The sequence below is a fragment of the Tropicimonas isoalkanivorans genome, assembly GCF_900112335.1.
Taxonomy (GTDB): domain Bacteria; phylum Pseudomonadota; class Alphaproteobacteria; order Rhodobacterales; family Rhodobacteraceae; genus Tropicimonas; species Tropicimonas isoalkanivorans.
This window is the reverse complement of sequence record NZ_FOLG01000001.1, coordinates 416,309-436,128: the sequence shown is the minus strand read 5'-3', so window position 1 is coordinate 436,128 and position 19,820 is coordinate 416,309. Positions and strand designations below refer to the sequence as shown.

The 19,820-nt window shown below is 63.6% G+C and carries 18 protein-coding genes and 1 tRNA gene; 12 read left to right on the top strand and 7 right to left on the bottom strand.

Features of this window, described 5'->3' with window-relative positions; translation table 11 throughout:
• The first annotated feature begins 399 nt into the window (after nt 1-399).
• The 5 genes from BM075_RS02030 (at nt 400) to BM075_RS02010 (ending at nt 6,279) form a co-directional block, all read left to right on the top strand.
• On the top strand, nt 400-1,383 hold the full coding sequence (locus tag BM075_RS02030; protein WP_093358949.1) for an AraC family transcriptional regulator: 984 nt from the start codon (nt 400-402) through the stop codon (nt 1,381-1,383).
• A 166-nt stretch (nt 1,384-1,549) separates the two neighbouring features.
• Nucleotides 1,550-2,980, top strand: a complete 1,431-nt coding sequence (locus tag BM075_RS02025) for an amidohydrolase family protein (protein WP_177208214.1) — start codon at nt 1,550-1,552, stop codon at nt 2,978-2,980.
• Nucleotides 2,981-3,105: 125 nt separating this feature from the next.
• Nucleotides 3,106-3,873, top strand: a complete 768-nt coding sequence (locus tag BM075_RS02020; RefSeq protein ID WP_093358944.1) for a DUF3299 domain-containing protein — start codon at nt 3,106-3,108, stop codon at nt 3,871-3,873.
• 142 nt (nt 3,874-4,015) lie between these two features.
• The gene (locus BM075_RS02015; RefSeq protein ID WP_093358943.1) at nt 4,016-5,068 is read left to right on the top strand and encodes an alkaline phosphatase D family protein; all 1,053 of its coding nucleotides are present in this window, start codon (nt 4,016-4,018) and stop codon (nt 5,066-5,068) included.
• Nucleotides 5,069-5,094: 26 nt separating this feature from the next.
• Nucleotides 5,095-6,279, top strand: coding sequence for a carbohydrate porin (locus BM075_RS02010; RefSeq protein ID WP_245758714.1), 1,185 nt, complete (start codon nt 5,095-5,097; stop codon nt 6,277-6,279).
• 73 nt (nt 6,280-6,352) lie between these two features.
• Here the strand turns inward: BM075_RS02010 and BM075_RS02005 are convergent, their stop codons facing one another.
• Nucleotides 6,353-6,571 (bottom strand): hypothetical protein, encoded by a 219-nt coding sequence (locus BM075_RS02005; protein WP_177208199.1) that lies wholly within the window; start codon nt 6,569-6,571, stop codon nt 6,353-6,355.
• Nucleotides 6,572-6,690: 119 nt separating this feature from the next.
• On the opposite strand from BM075_RS02005, the gene BM075_RS24720 reads away from it, so the two are divergent.
• Together BM075_RS24720 and BM075_RS24715 are read left to right on the top strand one after the other, a co-directional pair.
• A complete protein-coding gene (locus BM075_RS24720; RefSeq protein WP_245758713.1) occupies nt 6,691-7,413 on the top strand; it encodes a DUF3604 domain-containing protein in 723 nt (240 codons plus the stop codon).
• A 23-nt stretch (nt 7,414-7,436) separates the two neighbouring features.
• Nucleotides 7,437-8,774, top strand: a complete 1,338-nt coding sequence (locus BM075_RS24715) for a DUF3604 domain-containing protein (protein ID WP_245758712.1) — start codon at nt 7,437-7,439, stop codon at nt 8,772-8,774.
• A 493-nt stretch (nt 8,775-9,267) separates the two neighbouring features.
• On the opposite strand, the gene BM075_RS01995 is transcribed toward BM075_RS24715, so the two are convergent.
• Nucleotides 9,268-9,342, bottom strand: a tRNA-Gln gene (locus tag BM075_RS01995).
• Nucleotides 9,343-9,600: 258 nt separating this feature from the next.
• Nucleotides 9,601-10,164 (bottom strand): hypoxanthine phosphoribosyltransferase, encoded by a 564-nt coding sequence (gene hpt / locus BM075_RS01990; RefSeq protein WP_093358939.1) that lies wholly within the window; start codon nt 10,162-10,164, stop codon nt 9,601-9,603.
• An 85-nt stretch (nt 10,165-10,249) separates the two neighbouring features.
• Between hpt and BM075_RS01985 the strand changes: the two genes are divergently transcribed.
• Nucleotides 10,250-10,693: a type II toxin-antitoxin system RatA family toxin gene (locus tag BM075_RS01985; protein ID WP_093358937.1), complete on the top strand. Its 444-nt coding sequence runs from the start codon at nt 10,250-10,252 to the stop codon at nt 10,691-10,693.
• On the opposite strand, the gene BM075_RS01980 is transcribed toward BM075_RS01985, so the two are convergent.
• The 4 genes from BM075_RS01980 to BM075_RS01965 form a co-directional block, all read right to left on the bottom strand.
• Complete coding sequence (locus BM075_RS01980) at nt 10,690-11,319, bottom strand: hypothetical protein (protein WP_143089800.1); 630 nt, start codon at nt 11,317-11,319, stop codon at nt 10,690-10,692. The genes BM075_RS01985 and BM075_RS01980 overlap by 4 nt on opposite strands.
• Nucleotides 11,320-11,453: 134 nt before the next feature.
• Nucleotides 11,454-11,966: a CinA family protein gene (locus BM075_RS01975; protein WP_177208239.1), complete on the bottom strand. Its 513-nt coding sequence runs from the start codon at nt 11,964-11,966 to the stop codon at nt 11,454-11,456.
• Between the two features lie 154 nt (nt 11,967-12,120).
• Nucleotides 12,121-12,621 (bottom strand): phosphatidylglycerophosphatase A family protein, encoded by a 501-nt coding sequence (locus tag BM075_RS01970; protein ID WP_093358933.1) that lies wholly within the window; start codon nt 12,619-12,621, stop codon nt 12,121-12,123.
• Entirely contained in the window at nt 12,618-13,799 is a 1,182-nt protein-coding gene (locus tag BM075_RS01965) for a bifunctional 2-C-methyl-D-erythritol 4-phosphate cytidylyltransferase/2-C-methyl-D-erythritol 2,4-cyclodiphosphate synthase (RefSeq protein WP_093358931.1), read from the bottom strand. Before BM075_RS01965 ends, BM075_RS01970 begins: the two co-directional genes overlap by 4 nt.
• 171 nt (nt 13,800-13,970) lie before the next feature.
• On the opposite strand from BM075_RS01965, the gene dusB reads away from it, so the two are divergent.
• The 4 genes from dusB to BM075_RS01945 all read left to right on the top strand — a co-directional run bounded on the left by dusB (nt 13,971) and on the right by BM075_RS01945 (nt 19,802).
• Nucleotides 13,971-14,978, top strand: a complete 1,008-nt coding sequence (gene dusB, locus BM075_RS01960; protein WP_425445182.1) for a tRNA dihydrouridine synthase DusB — start codon at nt 13,971-13,973, stop codon at nt 14,976-14,978.
• Nucleotides 14,978-16,066 carry a two-component system sensor histidine kinase NtrB gene (locus BM075_RS01955; protein WP_093358926.1) on the top strand — a complete coding sequence of 363 codons (1,089 nt, stop codon included), beginning with the start codon at nt 14,978-14,980 and terminating at the stop codon, nt 16,064-16,066. Before dusB ends, BM075_RS01955 begins: the two co-directional genes overlap by 1 nt.
• A 3-nt stretch (nt 16,067-16,069) precedes the next feature.
• Entirely contained in the window at nt 16,070-17,443 is a 1,374-nt protein-coding gene (locus BM075_RS01950) for a response regulator (RefSeq protein WP_093358924.1), read from the top strand.
• 100 nt (nt 17,444-17,543) lie between these two features.
• The gene (locus tag BM075_RS01945; RefSeq protein WP_093358921.1) at nt 17,544-19,802 is read left to right on the top strand and encodes a sensor histidine kinase NtrY-like; all 2,259 of its coding nucleotides are present in this window, start codon (nt 17,544-17,546) and stop codon (nt 19,800-19,802) included.
• Nucleotides 19,803-19,820: the final 18 nt, after the last annotated feature.

The window sequence follows — 19,820 nt, the reverse complement described above, 5'->3', positions numbered from 1 at the left end:
TCTCACACAGGGGTGAGTGCGTTCGCCTGCGCCCGTGGCGGATGCGGCCTCGACAAAAACGGGTTCGACTTCAAGCCCTGACACAGCCTTGGCGAGATCCGACAATTGGGTAAGTGGGGCAGAGGTCGGGGTCGTCTGCGCAACGGTCTTGGCCCTGAAGATCGCGACTTGCTGACCTCATGGCCGGCGCGGGCATACGGCATCGCGTAGCTGGTACTGGTCGGAAAAGTCCGGACTCGGCCGCACACTACGATCGGACCGCGGCCGGGTCCTCCCAATCTCTATGGCGATACCTAAGCCGTGCGTTCCGTGTTAGGATGACCGAGGGGCAGGCGTACTTCGAGAAGGCTCAGCGTTGACTTCTTTAGGGCGTGGAGGACTGATGACAGCCTTACTTCGATGATACCTTTGGTACGCGCCCGGTACAGTGCCCACTTCGTCGATGCACTGCGCGCGACGGGACTTTCCGAAGGTCCAGTCATGGACCGCGCCGGCCTGAGCGACGGCGTGCTGGAGCGGGCCAACGGTGTAACGACGATTTGGCAACTCGGCGAGGTAGCAAGGCATTGCGCCGTCAGAACTGGGCACCTTGACATCGGTTGGACAGCGGCCGCTTCCGCGGCACTGGACGATTACGGACAGTTTTCCGAGCATGTCCTCTCCACTCAAACGCTTGCGACCCGCCTAAGCGCCTTTTGCCGTGCCGCGAACGACGAGTATTCGGAAGCTTCGTTCAACGTCGAACGTCGTCGGAACGCCCTGCTTTTCAAGCGTGGGCCAATCGCTGGCGACGAGATCTCGGCGCGTCAGACGGAACTTTATGTCGTCTACATGATGCTCTCCACCATTCGGAGCGTTCTGGGACGTGCCTGGCAGCCCATGCAGATCTGGCTGCAGACTTTCCACCGGAAAGAGACCGAAGCCCTGTTCGATGTCGGCAAGACCGACCTGCGCTTTGAGCATTCAGAGACGGTGATCGCGATCCACGACGACGATCTGGTCAGATCGCTCGAGACCGCCGAGCAAGCGAACGCCGAAGATGATTTCAATAGCCTGTCGGTCAACACGGCCGGTGCGCTCACCAAGCTTATAGACAGCTATCTGGGAGACCGGCATGTATCGCTGACGTTCATAGCTCGGATCTGCGACGTGCAACCGCGCGCCCTGCAACGGCTCCTGGCGCGCGAAAACACGACGTTCGGAGAGTTGCTTGCGCAGCGGAGGACGACGGCAGCTGTCGAGCACCTGAAGTCGCCGGACATGTCGATCGCCGACGTGTCCTACTGCCTCGGTTACGCCCATCAAGCTCACTTTTGCCGGGCGTTCCGCCGTCAAACCGGCCTCACGCCGTCCGAGTACCGCCGCGCTCTGCAGAAGAGCTGATTTCCCGCGGTGCCGGTTTCGAATCCCGCCGCAGCAGGATCGGCTCGTTTTACCAATTGGCGACATAGTCACGACCGAGAAAGACGGGCCGGTGAGCGCTTCCTAACCATCAGATCTGAACTATCAGAATTAAGGCAATGGGAGGTAGTCGGGAATGCTCGCGAGAATGAAGACAGGCGCAGTCATCGGTGCGGTTTTGGTGGGAGGGACGTCTGCAGCGCTGGCGCAAGAGGCAGACGGGCCGCCACCGATCCTTTTCACCAATGTCGACGTGTTCGACGGGTTCGGTCCGGACCTGATCGAGGATGCCAACGTGCTCGTCGAGGGCAACGTGATTACTCAGGTCTCCACCGACCCGATCGAGGTCGAGGGCGCATTCGAGGTCGACGGCACTGGTAAGACGATGACGCCCGGCTTTATCGACATGCACCAGCACGTGATGCTGAACATGCCAGAAGGCACAGGCTCGTTCATTGCCAGGTGGGACGAAGCTGCAAGTGGCGCCTTTGCGCAGCACCATCTCAACCAGAACATGCTCATGAAGGGCATCACGACGATCCGGGACATTGCGGGCGATCCGTTGGATGTCGCCAAGGCCATCGACATGGGTCTCTTGCCGGGGCCGCGGATATATTCATCCGGTGGCGCGATCGGCCAGACTGGCGGTCATAGTGACTGGGCGGCACGCAACTACCCCGCTCGTCTCCTGGAGGAAAATCAGGATGTCGGGCAGGCCACGCAGATGACGTGGGTCGTGGACGGCGTTGACGACGTGACCCGCGCGGCACGGTTCAATTTCCGTCGCGGGGCCGCGTTCTTGAAGGTCATGGGCGGCGGCGGCGTGGCCAGCGAATTCGACCCGCTGGAAATCCTCGGTCTCGCCGAAGATGAAGCGGCGCGGGCAAACGAGATTGCGAAGGACAACGGAACCTATGTCGCGGTCCATGCCTATTTCGACGAAAGCTATGACCGTCACCTGCGTCTCGGCACCCGCTCTTTCGAGCATGGCTTCCTGATCTCGGAGGACATGGTGAAGCGCATGGTCGCCAGGTACAACGAGAGCCAGGACATCGTCTGGAGCTTCCAGTGCTACATGAGTGTCAATTCCTTCGGCAGCTATGAGACGATGCCGGATTTCTTCACCCATGAGCAGAAGCTCAAGGGCGTTGCGGCCGGCGAAGGCGTGCGTCGGATGTCGAAGTGGATGAACGAGTATGGCATGTTCATCGTAGGTGGCTCCGATATGTTCAGCCCCGGACTTGTCGAGAAGATCAAGGAAGACATCGTTTGCCCCACGTCTGTCGGATATACGCCTGCACAGGCGCTGAAGCACTACACGGGCAATGCAGGGATCGTGCTGAAATGGTCCGGCCCCAAGGACCCGTACCCCACCTACAACCTAGGGCAGATCGCACCTGACAGCTATGCCGACATCCTGATCTGGGACGGCAACCCGCTGGAGGACATCAACCTGATCCTCGACGAGAGCAAGCTGCAACTCGTTATGAAGGATGGCCGCGCCTACAAGAACACGATGGTCGACACCGACAGCATCATGTACCGGCCGGCGGTTCGCGAGCCGGGCATCTATCCTTGAGGCACCGGTGGAGTGGTTCTTCCTTCAGCTGATTTGACGGAGAGGCCCATCGACTGGGCTTCCCTGACAGTCATCTTTCCGAACGGAATGATGGCCAATGGAAACGCAGGAAAGGTACGCCCCACATGCGCAAGACGCTCCTGGCCCTCGTCGGATGCCTGTTCGCCCATGTCGCAGCGGCGCAATCGCCGATCACGTGGCCCGATCTGATCGATCCGACTGCACAGCTCTATGAAGACCCGTTTCGCGACCTGAGCTTCGAACAACTCGAAAAACTGCGTGTCGTCGCAAAGGCGGAGCAAACGCTTGAAGATGGCGTATCGGCCACGGAGACCCGCGATGAGATCGAAGCGCGGCTGAATGACGCCAAGGCGTCGTTGGCAGAACAAGGCATCGACGCCCCCAACCTTCTTTCGCAGCGCTGGGTGGTTGCGGAACGCCGCAAAAAAGCCGCCGAAGCCGGAAATGCCGCGCTCGATGGCGAGTTGGTCGTTCTGGCGGGGTACGCCATTCCCGCGCCCCCGGCGGATGACGGCACGCCGGTCGCATACCTCGTCCCTGAACGCGGGATGTGCAGCCACACGCCACCGCCCAAACCCAATCAAATGGTGCGGGTTTTGCTCAAGGGAGATTGGCGCCCGGCGACCATGCACGAACCTGTGCAGGTTAGGGGACGCCTCAGCCTGTCCGACACGACACATGACATTCAGGTCGTCGACGGCCTGGTGCCCATGCGCGCCGCTTACGAGATGGAGGCGACCGGGACTCTGACGAAGCAGGATTTACAGGACACCGCCGACTCCCGGCAAGAAAATGCGTGGGCGGCGGCCATTGTGGAGCGCCTGCGCGCATCTGGGCAACTGCCTCAGAATAAAAACGGAGACTCGAACTGAAGCGTGGCGGAAGTACTGGACGTATCGCCTCCGAAATTTCCCACGCGCCCCGAATCCCTTGGAATAAAAGCGCGATCTGAAATGAGGCGTTGATCCAGTGTTGACAAGACGTCTTTTCCTATCGTCCGCAGTTGCCACCGGCATGACTGCGGGCCCGTTTTCCCGGGCCATCGGACAGACCTCCACCCAGACGCTGTCGCGCATTGCCTTTGGCTCGTGCGCCAAACAGTGGGAGCCACAACCGATCTGGAACGCAATTGCGCGTCGCGAGCCGGACCTCTTCCTCTTCCTGGGAGATGCGATCTACGGGGACTGGCACGGAGACGAGGTCTTCATAGCGACCGAAGAAAGTCTCCGCGCAGATTGGGACCAATTGGCAGCGATCCCGGAATTCGCGACTTTTCGCGAGCAGGTTCCGATGCTTGCCACATGGGATAATCACGATTTCGGCAAGCATGACGGTGGTGCCGAGTTCGAACTCAAGGAACAGTCGAAAAAGCTCTTCCTCGATTTCTTCGGTGAGCCTCCGAACACGGAAAGACGCAACAGGCCGGGGATTTACGACGCGATGACCTACGGCCCTGAGGGGCGCCGCGTCCAGATTATTCTGCTCGACTGCCGGACATTCAAATCGCCCTACAGCCCCGATCCGCGCAGCGCGGAGGAAAAAGCCGCCCTGAATATCCGCGGCCAGTATCTGCCTGCAACCGATCCCGACGCGACCCTGCTTGGTGAGGCGCAATGGCTATGGTTGGACGAGCAATTGCAGAAACCTGCCGAGCTCCGGTTGATCGCCTCCGGCACCCAGATCGTTGCCGATGAGAAGGCGATGGAGGAATGGGGAAATTTCCCCGCGGAGCGTCGGAAACTGTTCGACCTGGTCGGCAAAACGGATGCGGAAGGCGTGATCCTCCTGTCCGGAAACGTACACTTCAGCGAAGTCTCCCGGACGACTGAGGGTCCTTATCCGCTGACCGATTTCACCTCCAGCGGTTTGACACATTCCACACCTGCTTATGCCGAGCTGAAAAACTCGAAACGGGTGGCCGGTCCGTTCACGGGGGTCAACTTCGGAGAGATAGACATCCGGTGGGAAGATCCAGAAGGGACGAATGTCATTCTCACCTGTCTCGATGCCGAGGGTTCGGCCCAGTTCGAACACACGGTGCAACTCTCATCGCTCAAAGAGACCTGAGCCGCCATCGGTCGGAGGACACACGTTTGAAAGCCATTCGCATCGCTGCGCTTATCGTGACGGCACTCGCGCCGGCAACCGTTGTGGCACAAGGGCTTGCGGGCCCATCCTCTGTCGCTGCCGACCTGAAACCTGGCGACGGGCTGACCGATCCGCAGCCGCGAACGGATTTTCCTCGCAATGTCCTGCCCGGCTATTTCGCCTGGAAGGAGGGCCTCGCAGAGAACGGCTTCCGCTTCAATCTCGACTACCTCGCCCTGGGCCAATGGAGCGACAGCGATCTTGGCGAGAGCGAGGCCGGCAGTGGCATCCTGCGCGTCTACGGCAGTTGGCAGGCGACCGAGACCGGCGCCCTGACGTTCAAGCTTGAAAGCCGCCAAGCCTATGGAGCCATCGCGCCGCAGGTCTACGGCTTCGACATCGGCGCTCTCTCGATCACTGGCACCGCCTTCAATGACAACGGCACCATGCTGACCAACCTGTTCTGGACACAGCGGGACCCGGAAGGTCGATGGACCCTGCAAATTGGCCAGATCGACGTGACGGATTTCGTTGATGTCTACGGTTTGGTCAGCCCCTACACCGCGTTCCAGAACCTTGCCTTCAACACCAATCCGACCATCAACGCCCCCAATCCTGGTCTTGGCATCGCCGCCGGTGCGAAGCTTGGGGAGACTTTCTACGTCGTCGGTGCGGTCGCTGACGCGAACGGCGACCCGACGGAACCGGCTTTTGATGTGTTCGAGACGGGCGAAACGTTCAAATCGATCGAAATCGGCTACACCAGCGGCTCGGACCGGCTCTATTTCGACAATGTGCACCTGACCTTCTGGCAATCGGACGAATCCGAAGATGGCACCCGCGCAGAGGACAGAGGCGGGACCGTCTCGGCCGCCTGGTTCTTTGACAACACCTGGATGCCGTTCGTCCGGGCCGGTGTCTCCGACGGAACGGCGTCGCTGTACAACCGGTCCCTGTCCACGGGGCTCGGCTGGTACCGACGCAACCAGGACCTGGCGGCCATCGGCCTGAACTGGGCGGAGGCGGAGGGTTTCGACGACCGACAAGTCACGGCAGAAGCCTTCTATCGATTCAACATCTCGCCAGACGTCCAGATCACGCCGTCGATCCAGTTCGTCAAGAACCCCTTGCTCAATCCGGGATCTGGCAACCTGACCATTGTTGGATTGCGCGCGCGGATCGTCTTCTGATGCCGCGGGTTTTCGTTTCCATTCGAGATCGCTCAGCTGCTGACGAAAGCCCGCGAAAAGATGCACGAACATGTCAATCGTTGGCTCCTCGCGCCATTCGCCTGGCCCTCGTGCCCTGCTCCAATGGCCATGCACCGACGCGCGATTCATGAGCATCCGCCTTCGGACAGGCCAAAATTGGTCGGGCGACCACGGCGGGCAGCCTGACAATGGGATGATCGGTGATGCGCGCCAGCGTCTCCAGCCCCGCGTGTCGGCACGCCACGCCCCATTCGTCGTTGGTCTCGATCATCAGCGCGCCGATTGCCAAGCATTTCCACCATATCAGGTCGTTTGGACAAGTTTCGCCTCGCCAAATGCTTATTGCTTAAGTTAATATTATTTTGAAATGAAATTCCGCAGGAGGTTAGCGTGGAGCAATATTCATATATAACAGCCGCACTTTTCCTCAGCGCGAGTGCTGCTTTGGCCTTCGAACCGTCACCCGAGGGGTCGACCCTGACCGAGGCCTTCCCGGGATCGTCATATTCGCCTTACGCCGGGCGCGGGATCCCAGACCGCCCACTGTGGGGTGACTCGCACCTGCATACGTCTACCTCCTTCGATGCGGGGGCGTTCGGTAACCGGCTCGACGCCCGCGCTGCATACCGGTTTGCAAAGGGGCAGGAGGTTCAGGCTACCACCGGCTTCATGGCGCGGTTGTCGAGGCCGTTGGACTGGCTGGTGGTTGCCGATCATTCCGACAATATGGGGCTGTTCGACCTGATCTTCGCGCAGGACCCGAGCATCATGTCTGATTCCGAAGGAAACCGAATTGCCACCATGATTGCCAATGGCGGCGAAGAGGGCGTCGCGGCGGCGCTGGAATTGATCGACGCCTACTCGCGGGGCGACGTGGTTTCGCCGGCCCTCGCCGTGGAAGCCGGGTCCAAACCGTTTCGCTCTGTCTGGCAACGTCAGATCGACGCGGCCGAAGAGGCTTACGAACCGGGCCTATTCACCAGCTTCATCGGCTACGAATGGACCTCGCTCATTCAGGGCGGGAACATGCACCGCGTGGTGATGTATCGCGACGGGGGCGAACGGGCCGGAATGATAGACCCATTCACGACCGAAGCGCCGTTTGGTCGATAAATCCGCGCGACCTGTGGAAATGGATGGCAAATTACGAGGAGGTCACGCGCGGCGACGTGCTTGCGATCGCTCACAACGGCAACCTGTCCAATGGCATCATGTTTCCCGAAACCGCGCAGTTCGATGGCCGGGAACTGGACGCCGAGTACGCGGAAACACGTGCCCTCTGGGAGCCTGTCTACGAGGTCACGCAGATCAAGGGCGATGGCGAGACACACCCCTTCCTCAGCCCAAACGACGAGTTCGCTGACTACGAAACCTGGGACAAGGGCAACCTGAACTTGTCCGAGCTCAAGACCGACGACATGTTGGCCGGTGAATATGCGCGCGAGGCGTTGAAAACCGGGCTGATGCTGGAAACGTCTCTCGGCACCAACCCTTACAAGTTCGGCATGGTCGGCTCGACCGACAGCCACACATCGCTCGCCACGGCGCAGGAGGACAACTTCTTCGGCAAGCATTCCGGCGCCGAGCCAAACCCGCAGCGACCGGAGCATATCGTCGGCCAATTCGGCGACGTAAAGGTCTTAGGCTGGGAAATGGTCGCCTCTGGCCTCGCGGCGGTTTGGGCGGCAGAGAACACTCGCGAGGCGATTTTCGACGCGATGGAGCGAAAGGAGGTCTACGCGACGACGGGGTCGCGCATGGGCGTTCGTTTCTTCGGCGGCTGGGATTACACGATGGACGACCTGACCTCCCGGACCCCGGCTGTTGCCGGCTATGGGAAAGGTACGCCCATGGGGGGCGATCTGGCTGCGGCGCCGGAGGGAGCCGAGGCGCCCAGCTTCATGGTCTATGCCCTCAAGGACCCGCTCGGAGGTAACCTTGACCGGATCCAGATCGTTAAGGGTTGGATTGACGCCGAGGGGGAGACCCAAGAACAGGTCTACGACGTTGTCTGGGCCGGCGACAGGCAACCCGACGCAGATGGCAAGCTTCCTGCCATCGGGTCGACCGTGGACGTCGAGCGCGCCACCTGGACCAATTCGATCGGTCAGGCAGAGATGGGCACGGTCTGGAGCGATCCCGACTTCGATCCATCCCAGTCGGCGTTCTACTACGCTCGGGTCATCGAAATCCCGACCCCGCGGTGGACCGTCTACGATGCTTTCCGAATGGGCGCGTCGCTGCCCGAGGAGGCGCCAACGGAGACGCAGGAACGCGCCTACACGTCACCCATCTGGTATAGTATACCCCGGGCTAAGCTCACCCCTTCCTTCCTGTGCCGAAGGGCGGCCCCACGGGCCGCCCGTTTTCGTAAAAGAACTGACATCAGGTTGAATAGTCTGAGTGCGCATCGACGGGCGGATCCAAATCCAACCGGCACCGACCGGATCGACCGCACGGCAGGCTCTGCCTGAAATCACTCGAACAGCGGCTAGTCACACGGAGCGGTCGAGTAAGGTTGCACGACCGCCGGCGAGGTCGGTCAGCGAAGTCGGCTCGACGAACCGACAAAGATTAAAGAGTCCCGAGCGCAGACGATCCGACCCCTCTTCGACCTCGATGACGGGCTCGGGACGGTTCGCGCGCTGCCGGGCGTATCCGGCATCGGCAAAAGACCTACGAGGGGATATCTCCGGCGATCATCCTTCCGGATCGCTGGAACCGTCTCCAGCAGTCACTCCAGGCGGGTGTCGCGGGGACAGGACCAAACACCGCCAGGTTATGGAGACACTATGATCTCCCAACTCGCAACCTCGTATGACGAAAGCGGCCCGCGCAGACCTTCGCGGCATTACGCTCATTGCAGCGACCGGCATGCTCTCTCAGCAAGCGAACAAGTCTCGGAAGTCTCTGACTTGCAGGCGCAATTCGCGACACGCTTCGCATCGTCTTCAGTCAGGGAACTACTGGCTGGGGTGGTAGGATTCGAACCTACGGTACACGGTACCAAAAACCGCTGCCTTACCACTTGGCTACACCCCAGCAGCGGAGCGGTTGATACTTGGACGGGTGGCTCACCGCAAGCCCCATTCGGTCGAAAATTTTCGGATCTTGAGAGTCCTTTGTGCCTGCCGCGCGGGGCAGTGGGACGGCGCGGTGCGCACGCCAACCAAAGGCGCGTCGCGACGCGCTAAGGGGATGGCGAAAGGCAGGCGCAGGTCGACTGCCAGATCAGCGCGTGGCGCAACGACGTGGGGGACGGTGTCAAAAGGGGTCTGGCCGGCTGAGCGTCCGCCAGGGTCAAGGCTGCCCGGTGTCGTCCGCCTCGCCGGTGAACCTCACCGAGCCGATGAAGGGGAGGTTGCGGTTGCGCTGCGCGTAGTCGATTCCGTAGCCGACCACGAACCGGTCCGGGATTTCGAACCCGGTCCAGTCGGCGGTATAGTCCACCTCCCGCCGTGCCGGCTTGTCGAGCAGGCAGATCGTGCGGAGCCGCCCCGGCTCCCGCGCCGACAGAAAGGCGACGACCCGTTTCATCGTGTGGCCGGTGTCGATGATATCCTCCACCACCAGCACGTCGCGGCCGCCGATCTCGCCGCGCAGGTCCTTCAGGATGCGCACCTCTCGGCTGGAGGTCATGGAATTGCCGTAGGAGGAGGCTTCGAGGAAATCCACCTCCACCGGCAGGTCCAGCTCCCGCACGAGATCGGCGATGAAGATGAACGAGCCGCGCAGCAGTCCCACGACGACCAACTTGTCGGTGTCCGAAAATTCCGCCTCGATTTCGCGCGCCAGTGCCTCGATTCGGGCGGCAATCGACTTGGCGGAGATCATTTGGTCGATGACGTATGGTCGCGAGGTCATTGGCTTCCCTTGATATTGCTCGCAGAGTCTACGACATGTTCCGCTCAAGACGTGAACCGAAGCGACAGGGGCCAATCGCCGCACGATGCTCACCCATACCGACAGCCGCGTGATGCCGTATTCCGCCAAACAGATGTACGATTTGGTGGCGGACATCGAGTCTTATCCAAAATTCCTGCCCTGGACGGCCGCCGCCCGCGTACGTGGTCAGCATCCGGAGGGGGGCGTGATCGTGGCGATTGCCGACATGGTCATCTCCTTCAAGGTATTCCGGGAGAAATTCGCCACGAAGGTCACGATGGACGAAGACGCAGGCACGATCGTCAGCGATTTCCTGGAAGGCCCGTTCAAGTTCCTGGTGTCCAAGTGGCGCTTCGAGGATGTCGACGCCGGATGCGCCGTCGATTACCACGTCGAGTTCGAATTCCGGAACCGGCTCCTGCAAAAAGCAGCCGGCGCGTTCTTTCAGGAAGCGCACAGGCACGTGATGGGCGCGTTCGAGAAGCGCGCTCGGGAGCTCTACGGCTAAGCGTGGCCCTGCAACGTCGCGCGCGAAACACTGACCCAGAACGCCGCCCAGGCTCCGAAACCCGTCACCTTCAGCAGATCCTCGATGACATAAGAGGTGCCGACCTGATCGGCCGTGACGGAAAGCGCCATCACCCCGGCCGGAACCAACAGGCCGGAGACCCATGGCTTCAGGCGACCGCGCCAGACGGCGATCAGCAGGCCCGTCGCCCATAGCGCGTAGACCGCCATCACGACCTCCTCCTCGATGCCGAAATAGCGCTTGATGATGCGCTCATGCAGCATGAACTGATCGTCGAGGGCCAGCATCAGACTCAGCAGACCAACCGCGGCCAGCACGGCTCTGTTCGTCCGCGTTGCCATGGCGGTCACTGCCGCCGCTCCGCTCGTCAGCAGAAGCATCACGACACCGATGAACGACACGCTGCCCGCTGAGATCGGCACGTCGAACTCGGCGGCGGCGTCCCGGATCAGCGCCGAAACGTCGTACCCCGCCCGGTCGGCCAGACCGACGATGGCTGCCGTGGCGATGAGCACGGCGAGAGCGGCCACCGCGGGCGTGCGCCAGCGGCCACCCTGCCTTTTAACATCGGCTCCACCTTGGATCTCGGAGTCTCTAGTAAACATCGTAAGTCCTGTGCCGCGCCGGGGAGGCGAACGTCACACGGGTGTCATGTGCTTGTCAATAAACTGAGACACTTGGTCCGCCCTTCGGTTCCGACCGTGGCCGGATATCTGGAGCGAGGCGGAGGGCGGCCGTGTCAGCCGCCGTCGTCCAGCAGGGGGCGGTCTTTCGGGGGCGGTGCGTCTTCCAGCCCGCCGATGAGCAGCTTCAGCGCGTGGTTGACCGTGGACTGCCGAACCGCCGCGCGTCCAAGGGCGCCGAAGTCGACCGTCTTGCTGACGGTGATGTGCCCGCGCCGGGCAAGGCCGAAGCACACCCGGGCCTCCGGCTTGTGCTCGGAGCCGCCCGGGCCTGCAATGCCCGTGACGGAGACCACCAGATCGGCGTGCGAACGTGCAAGCGCGCCGTCGGCCATCTCCCGCGCGACCTGCTCGGAGACTGCGCCGAACCGCTCCAGACTGTCGGACCGCACGCCCAACATCTCCTGCTTGGCCGCGTTGGAGTAGGTCACGAAGCCGCGGTCGAAGACGTCGGACGAGCCGGCAACATCCGTGATCGCCCCCGCAATCATGCCGCCGGTGCAGCTTTCGGCCGTTGCGACTTTCAGGCCCCGTGCGCGAGCACGGTCGAGCAGCGTCTCCGCACTCAGGGTCGTGATATCGACGATCTTGGCAATCTGGCTCATCTGGCGAATCGGCATGTGAGGCGTGCGGCCAGTATCATGCCCGTCCGTCGCCCTGCGGCAAGAATCGCTGTCCGGTCCGGCAATGTCCCGCGCAGTGCAGGGCGCGACGGACCACCTTTCATCCCATGAACCAGGTGTGGGAGACGAACGCGGCGACGGAGACCGCCACTGCCGCCAGCACACCGGCGATCATGTCGTCGAGCATGACCCCCCACTCGCCGTGAAGCCGCTCCGCCCAACCGACGGGGCCGGGTTTCCAGATGTCGAACAGCCGGAACAGGAAGAACGCGCCGAGCCAGCCGGGGTAGGGGAAGACGTAGGAGGGAACGCCGGAGAACCACAGCCCCGCGGAGAGCGGCAGCAGGGCGATCCACATCCCCACCGCCTCGTCGATGACGATCTCGGACGGGTCCGGGTCCGTGCCTCTCAACAACTCCGTTCGGATCGTCCACCAGCCGATGGCAGCGGTCGCGGCGGTTGCGATCAGCAGGAGCGGGAAGCCGCCCAGCCAATGTAGCAGGTAGGCGACGGGAATGGCGGCCATCGAGCCCCAGGTGCCCGGAGCCGGGCGCAGCAGCCCGACGCAGAAGAACGTGGCGAGGAAACGCGTCGCGGTCATGCCGTCACCAGCGTCGCGGTGGCCAGCGCCGCGATCCCTTCTTCCCGTCCGGTAAAGCCCAGGCGCTCCGATGTCGTCGCCTTGACGCTCACCCGTCCGGTCTCCACACCCAGAATTGCCGCCATCGCCTGCGTCATCGCCTCGGCGTGGGGGCCGATCTTGGGCTGCTCGCAGACCAGAGTGCAATCGACGTTGGCGATCCGAAAACCGCGGGACGCGACGCGCTCCACTGCGTGGCGCAGGAAGATCTCGCTCGCCGCACCCTTCCACTGTGGGTCGCTGGGCGGGAAGTGCCGGCCGATGTCCCCCTCCGCGAGCGCGCCATAGAGCGCGTCGGTGACGGCATGCATCCCCACGTCGGCATCCGAGTGCCCCTGAAGCCCCCGCGAATGGGGGACGTCGACGCCGCACAGCACGACGTGGTCCCCCGGCCCGAACCGGTGCACGTCGTATCCGTTGCCCAGCCTCACATCCATTTGCGTTCCTCTCGACAGGATCTTCTCGGCCCGGGCGAAACAGCCCGGCAGCGTCACCTTGATGTTGTCTTCGTGACCCTCAACGATAGCGACTTCCAGCCCTGCGGCCAGCGCTACCTCCACATCATCGGCCGCTCCGCCGGGGTGCGCGGCATGGGCCGCCCGGATCGCGGCCAGATCGAATCCCTGCGGCGTCTGCGCGCGGAACAGGCCCTCGCGGGGGGTGGGCGCCAGCACGCGCCCCTCTGCACCGCGCCAGAGCGCGTCTGTGACGCTCACCGCCGGCGCCGCGCCGGGCGACGACTCGAGTGCCGCCAAAACGCGGTCGATGACCTCCGCCGCGACCAGCGGGCGGGCGCCATCGTGGATCAGAACGTGGCGCACCCCCTCCGGAAGCGCCGCCAGACCTGCCCGAACCGAGGCATCCCGGGTGTCCCCACCGGGCACGCGTGCCACATCTTCGGGCAGTACGTCCGCCGCCAGCGCGGCATCCGCCGCGGCGATCACCACGACCACGTCATCCACACCGGGATGGGAAAGGAATCGTTCAACCGTCCGCGCCAGTGCCGGACGCCCGGCAATGCTCTGATATTGCTTCGGGATCTCGCCACCCGCGCGCAGGCCACGACCGGCCGCGACGATCAGCGCCGCAACACGGGCCGGCTTTTGCCCCGAGGGCGCGGTAAATCGGTCCAGGCTCATGCTCATTCGTCTAGTGCGTGACCGATGGGAGGGCAACGGGCAAGCCGGGAGGGGGGCAGTTCGCCCAATTTTTGTGCGTTTGGTGCTTTGCGGGCGGGTCACGTCGGTTTGCACCTTCCAACTCATGTAGCCTTCGCTGTACGACGACTTGACTGCACAAGGATTGAGCAATTGACGGTTTGCTTTGCAAACTTTGCCTTGACACCGCCCGTACTGCTGGCCCCCCTCGCCGGGATCACCGATCTGCCGTTCCGGCAGCTCGTGTCCCGTTTCGGCGCGGGGCTGGTCGTGTCGGAGATGGTCGCGAGCCAGGAGATGGTTCAGGCAAAGCCGGGCGTGAGAGAAAAGGCCGAACTGGGATTCGGCGAGGCGAAGACCGCTGTCCAGCTGGCTGGTCGCGAGGCCTATTGGATGGCCGAGGCCGCCCGAATGGCCGAGGCGAACGGGGCCCGGATCATCGACATCAACATGGGCTGCCCGGCGAAACGGGTCACGAGCGCCAGCGGGGCAGGGGCGAGCGGCTCCGCGCTCCTGCGCGATCTCGACCACGCGCTCAGCCTGATCGAGGCCGTCGTGGGAGCGGTCTCCGTGCCCGTCACCCTGAAGACCCGGCTCGGGTGGGATGACAGCACCCGCAACGCGGCCGATCTCGCCCGTCGGGCCGAATCGGCTGGCGTGCAGATGGTGACGATCCACGGCCGCACGCGGCAGCAATTCTACAAGGGCCAGGCGGACTGGGCCGCGATCGCCGAGATCAAGCGCGCCGTCTCCATCCCCGTCATCGCCAATGGCGACATCGTGGACAGCGCCACCGCACGCAGGGCGCTGGCTCAGTCCGGCGCCGACGGCGTCATGGTCGGCCGCGCCGCGCAGGGCCGGCCGTGGCGGCTGGCCGAGATCGCGGCGGACCTCTTCGGCGCGCCGGCTCCGGCCGTCCCACGCGGTGCCGCGCTGGCAGAGACGGTCGCCGGTCACGTGGAGGCGATGCTCTCCTTCTACGGCCCCACGCTCGGCAACCGCATGGCTCGCAAGCACCTCGGCTGGTACCTCGATCACGCGGGCGACCCTGCCGGCCTGCGCCGCCGGTTGCAGACCGAAGCCGACAATGCCGAAGTACAGCGCCTCATCGCCCGCGCCTTCGACGTGGACGCTCCGTCCACCGCCCGGGAGGCCGCGTGATGCCCGGATCGGGACGCATTTGGTCTTCGCTGCCGATTCCGGCGCTTGTGCTCGACCCCGAAGACAGGATCACGGCCATCAACCCGGCGGCGGAGCTGTTCCTGAACACGACGATCCGGGGCCTGGAGGGGGAACTGGTCTACGACAAGCTGGTGATCGACGTCGCCATCGAGGAAGCGCTGGCACGGGTGCGCCGCAACCGCTCCCCGATCTTCGTCAATGACGTGGACGTTGGCACGGGCGAGCGCGCCCCGGTCGAATGCAACCTGCAGATCGCCCCCATGAGTCACGACACCGACAGGGTGCTCTTCCTTGTCTCCCCGCGGGAGATCGCCGGTCGCCTGGGCCGATCCATCAACGCCGACAAGGCGGCGAAATCGGCCATCGGCATGGCCGAGATGCTGGCGCACGAGATCAAGAACCCGCTGGCGGGCATCACCGGTGCGGCGCAGCTCCTGTCGATGAACCTGTCGAAAGAAGACCTTGAACTGACCGACCTGATCGTCGCCGAAAGCCGCCGCATCGTTAAGCTGCTGGACCAGGTGGAGCAGTTCGGCAACCTGCGGCCGCCGCAACTCAAGCCGGTGAACATCCACGACGTGCTCGAACGCGCGCGCAAGTCCGCCAGCATCGGGTTCGCCGCACACATGACCGTGCGGGAGGATTACGACCCCTCCCTGCCGCCGGCCTTCGCCGATGGCGACCAACTCCTTCAGGTGTTCCAGAACCTCTTGAAGAACGCGGCCCAGGCCGCGGAGTCGGACGGCGGCGAGATCATGATCCGCACCTTTTACGAGGCGAGCCTGCGGGTGCGCCGCAAGGGTGAGCAGGCGTTCCGCGTTCCGCTCCAGGTCGAGATCATCGACAACGGCCCCGGCCTGCCGCCCGAGATTTCCGACGAGGTGTTCGAGCCCTTCGTCTCGGGCCGCGAGAACGGCACCGGGCTGGGGCTGGCGCTCGTCAGCAAGATCATCGCCGAACACAAGGGCTGGATATCAGTGGAATCCGTGCCGGGGCGCACGGTGTTCCGCATCTCGCTCCCCGTCGCCCCCAAACATATGCAGCAGGACATGGACAAGGAGACCTGATAGATGGATGGCACCGTTCTTGTCGCCGACGACGACCGCACGATCCGCACCGTTCTCACCCAGGCGCTGACCCGCGCAGGGTGCAAGGTGCACGCCACCTCCTCGCTTGTCACGCTCATGCGGTGGGTCGAGGAAGGGAAGGGGGATCTCGTCATTTCCGACGTCATCATGCCCGACGGCAACGGGCTGGAAACGCTCCCCAAGATCGCGGAGGAACGCCCCGGCCTGCCGGTCATCGTGATCTCCGCGCAGAACACGATCATGACGGCGATCCAGGCAGCGGAGGCGGATGCCTACGATTACCTGCCGAAACCGTTCGACCTGCCGGACCTCATGAAGCGCGCCTCCAAGGCGCTCGAGACCAAGCGGCGCGCACCCGCGACGCGGCCGTCCTCCGGGGAGCCGTCGGGCGAGTCGGACGACCTGCCGCTGGTCGGCCGCACCCCGGTCATGCAGGCGCTCTATCGCCTCGTGGCGCGCGTGATGAACACCGATCTCGCCGTGCTCATCACCGGCGAATCCGGAACCGGCAAATCGCTCATCGCCCGCGCCATCCACGACTTCTCCGACCGCCGCACGCTGCCCTTCGTGGTGGCCGGGGCCGAGGAGATGGCCGCCATCGACGGGCCGGCCACCGTACTCGCCAAGGCGCGGGGCGGCTCGGTCCTGTTCGACGAGGTCGCGGACCTGGAGCCGGAAACGCAGGGCCGCATCGTCCGCATGCTCGACGCGCTCTCCGACACTGCGCCGCGCGTGATGGCCACCTGTCAGGGCAACCTGATGCAGAAAATGGAATCCGGCGCCTTCCGGCAGGACCTGTTCTACCGCCTGAGCGGGGTGACGCTGAACGTGCCGTCCCTGCGCGAGCGGGTGGACGACATCCCGCTTCTGGCGGAGCACTTCCTGGCCCGCGCCGAACGGGACGGCACTGGCACGCGTCGCTTCTCGCCGCAGGCAATGGAACTGATCCGCGCCTATTCTTGGCCCGGTAATGTGCGCCAACTCGAGAACACCATCCGCAGGCTCGTCTTCACCTCGTCCGAGGAGGAGATCGGCCGCGCGGAGGTCGAGATGGTGCTGGGCAACCAGCCGGAAATCGAACCGCTGGTGGGCGGTGGCGATACCGAAAAGCTCTCCGCCTCCGTCGCGAAGCACCTCCGCCGGTACTTCGATCTGCACGGCGGTGTTTTGCCGCCGCCGGGGCTCTACCAGCGGATTTTGCGGGAAGTGGAGATTCCGCTGATCGAGATCGCGCTCGACGCAACTGGCGGAAATCAGGCGAAATGCGCCGATCTGCTCGGGATCAATCGCAATACTTTGCGCAAGAAGATTACAGACCTCGATATTCGCGTGACACGCCGCCGCAAATTGATGTAAAACCGCAACAGAGCCGTGGCATCGGGGGCACGCCCCCGCAACGATCACGGAATATGGCGGTCGCGCCACAGGACCCCGTGGGGTTCCGTGGCGCAAACACATGAGGCGAAGCTTGGCAGGCAGCACCAGGCGGCTCAATTGGGAATACCTGATCCGGCTCAGGCGCCGGCGCAGGGTCCAGACGACAGCGGCGCTTACGCTTGTCGTCCTCGGTCCTGTTCTGGTGGTCCTGACCTTCGTAATGCTCGGCCCGCTGGGCGAGGGGGTCTCCTCTCCCACGCTGCGCATGATCCTTCTGACGGACCTGGTCTACATCCTCGCCGTGGCGACGTTGGTGCTGCGCCGGGTGATGGCCATGGTCGCAGCCCGGCGCAGGGATTCAGCCGGCTCCAAGCTTCACCTGCGCCTGACCGGCGTCTTCGCGCTGATCGCGCTGACCCCCGCCGTGCTCGTCGCCATCTTCGCCGGTCTTACCATCAACATCGGGCTCGAAGGGTGGTTCTCCGACCGCGTGCGCAACGTGGTCGGCGCCTCGCTCTCCGCTGCCGAGGCCTATGAGCAGGAGGAAGTGCTTGCCCTCCGGCAGGACGCTCAAGGCCTCGCCGCCTATATCGACGCGGCCAGCGGCCTGTCGCTCGGCCTTTCCGACGGCGAGGTGCGCCAGCTCCTGACCCAGGGCCAGGCCCAGATCCAGCGCGGCCTGCGCGAAGCCTATGTGATCGACTCCTCCGGCCAACTCCGCTCGCGTGGGGAGCGGTCCTACCTCTTCGACTACGAGCAGCCCGCCCCGGGTACATTCGCCCGTGCCGAGGCCGGCGAAACGGTGATGATCGAGGATTGGGACATCAACGAGTTCCGCGCCCTCGTGAAGCTGGACTCCTTCGCCGACCGCTACCTCTACGTCAGCCGGGAAGTCGATGGAGACATCCTCTCGCTGCTGGACGAGACGCAGGAGTCCGTCCGGCTCTACAACCAGCTCGAAAACGAACGCGGTCGCATCCTGTTCGAATTTTCGCTGCTCTACATCGGCTTCGCCCTCATCCTGATCCTCGCCGCGATCTGGCTTGGCCTGTGGTTGGCGGAGCGGCTGTCGCGGCCGATCGGCCAACTCGCCGCCGCGGCCGCCGATGTCGGCAAGGGCGACCTCACGGTTCAGGTCCGCGAGGAACAAGGCGACGACGAGATCGCAACCCTTGGCCGCGTCTTCAACCAGATGACCCGCCAGTTGAGCGCCCAGCGGCAGACGCTTCTGGAAAACAACGCTCAGATCGAGGCGCGCCGGCGGCTGTTCGAGACGGTCCTCACCTCCATCACCGCGGGGGTCATCGGGCTCGACCCCGAGGGCCGCGTGGACTTCATGAACCCCGCCGCCATGCGCCTGCTCCGGATGGGGGAGAGCGCGGGCGACAAGCACGCCGCCCTAGCCAAGGCGGTGCCCGAATTCGCCGGGCTGCTGGCGCGGCTCCGGGCCGACGACCGCAGCGAAACCCAGGAAGAGATCCGGCTGACCCGCGACGGCAAGCAAGAGACGCTGCTGGTGCGGCTGGCCGAGCGGCGATCGGTTGGCGGCGAGTTGGAAGGCTACGTGGTGGCCTTCGACGACGTGACCGAGCTTGTGACGGCCCAACGGACGGCGGCCTGGGGCGACGTGGCCCGGCGCATCGCGCACGAGATCAAGAACCCGCTCACGCCCATTCAGCTTTCCGCCGAACGGCTCAAGCGGAAGTTCTCGCGCAAGCTCGACGACGAGGATGCCGAGACCCTGGCTTCCATGACCGACGTCATCGTGCGCCAGACCAACGACCTTCGCCGCATCGTGGACGAATTCTCCAAGTTCGCCCGCATGCCGGAGCCCGACCGCAAGGATACCGACCTGACCAAGCTGGTCCGTGATGCGGTCACACTTCAGCGCCAGCAACTCGGCGACGCGCTGCACTGCGATCTGCCCGAGGATTCCACGCCGGTTCTCGTGGACGAGACGATGATCGGTCAGGCGTTGACGAACTTAATAAAGAATGGCGGTGAAGCCATTGAAAGTCTGGAAGAAAGTGGAGTGCCGGAAGGTTTCGTTCCGGAGATCCGAGTCAGCCTGCAGCAAGACGGAACGCAGGCCGTCATCCGGATCGCCGACAACGGCATTGGCCTGCCGGAAGACCGGGGACGGTTGTTCGAGCCCTATGTAACGACGCGCGCGAAGGGCACCGGCCTCGGCCTGCCCATCGTCAAGAAGATCATTGAGGAACACGGCGGCACGCTCGAGCTGAAAGACGCGCCGACGTTCGAAGGCAACGCGCATCATGGCGCGATGGCGGAAATACGGCTGCCTTGCGCAGCCCGGCTCGGCCAAGCGGCTGAGTGAGAAAACTTGAGGGAGATC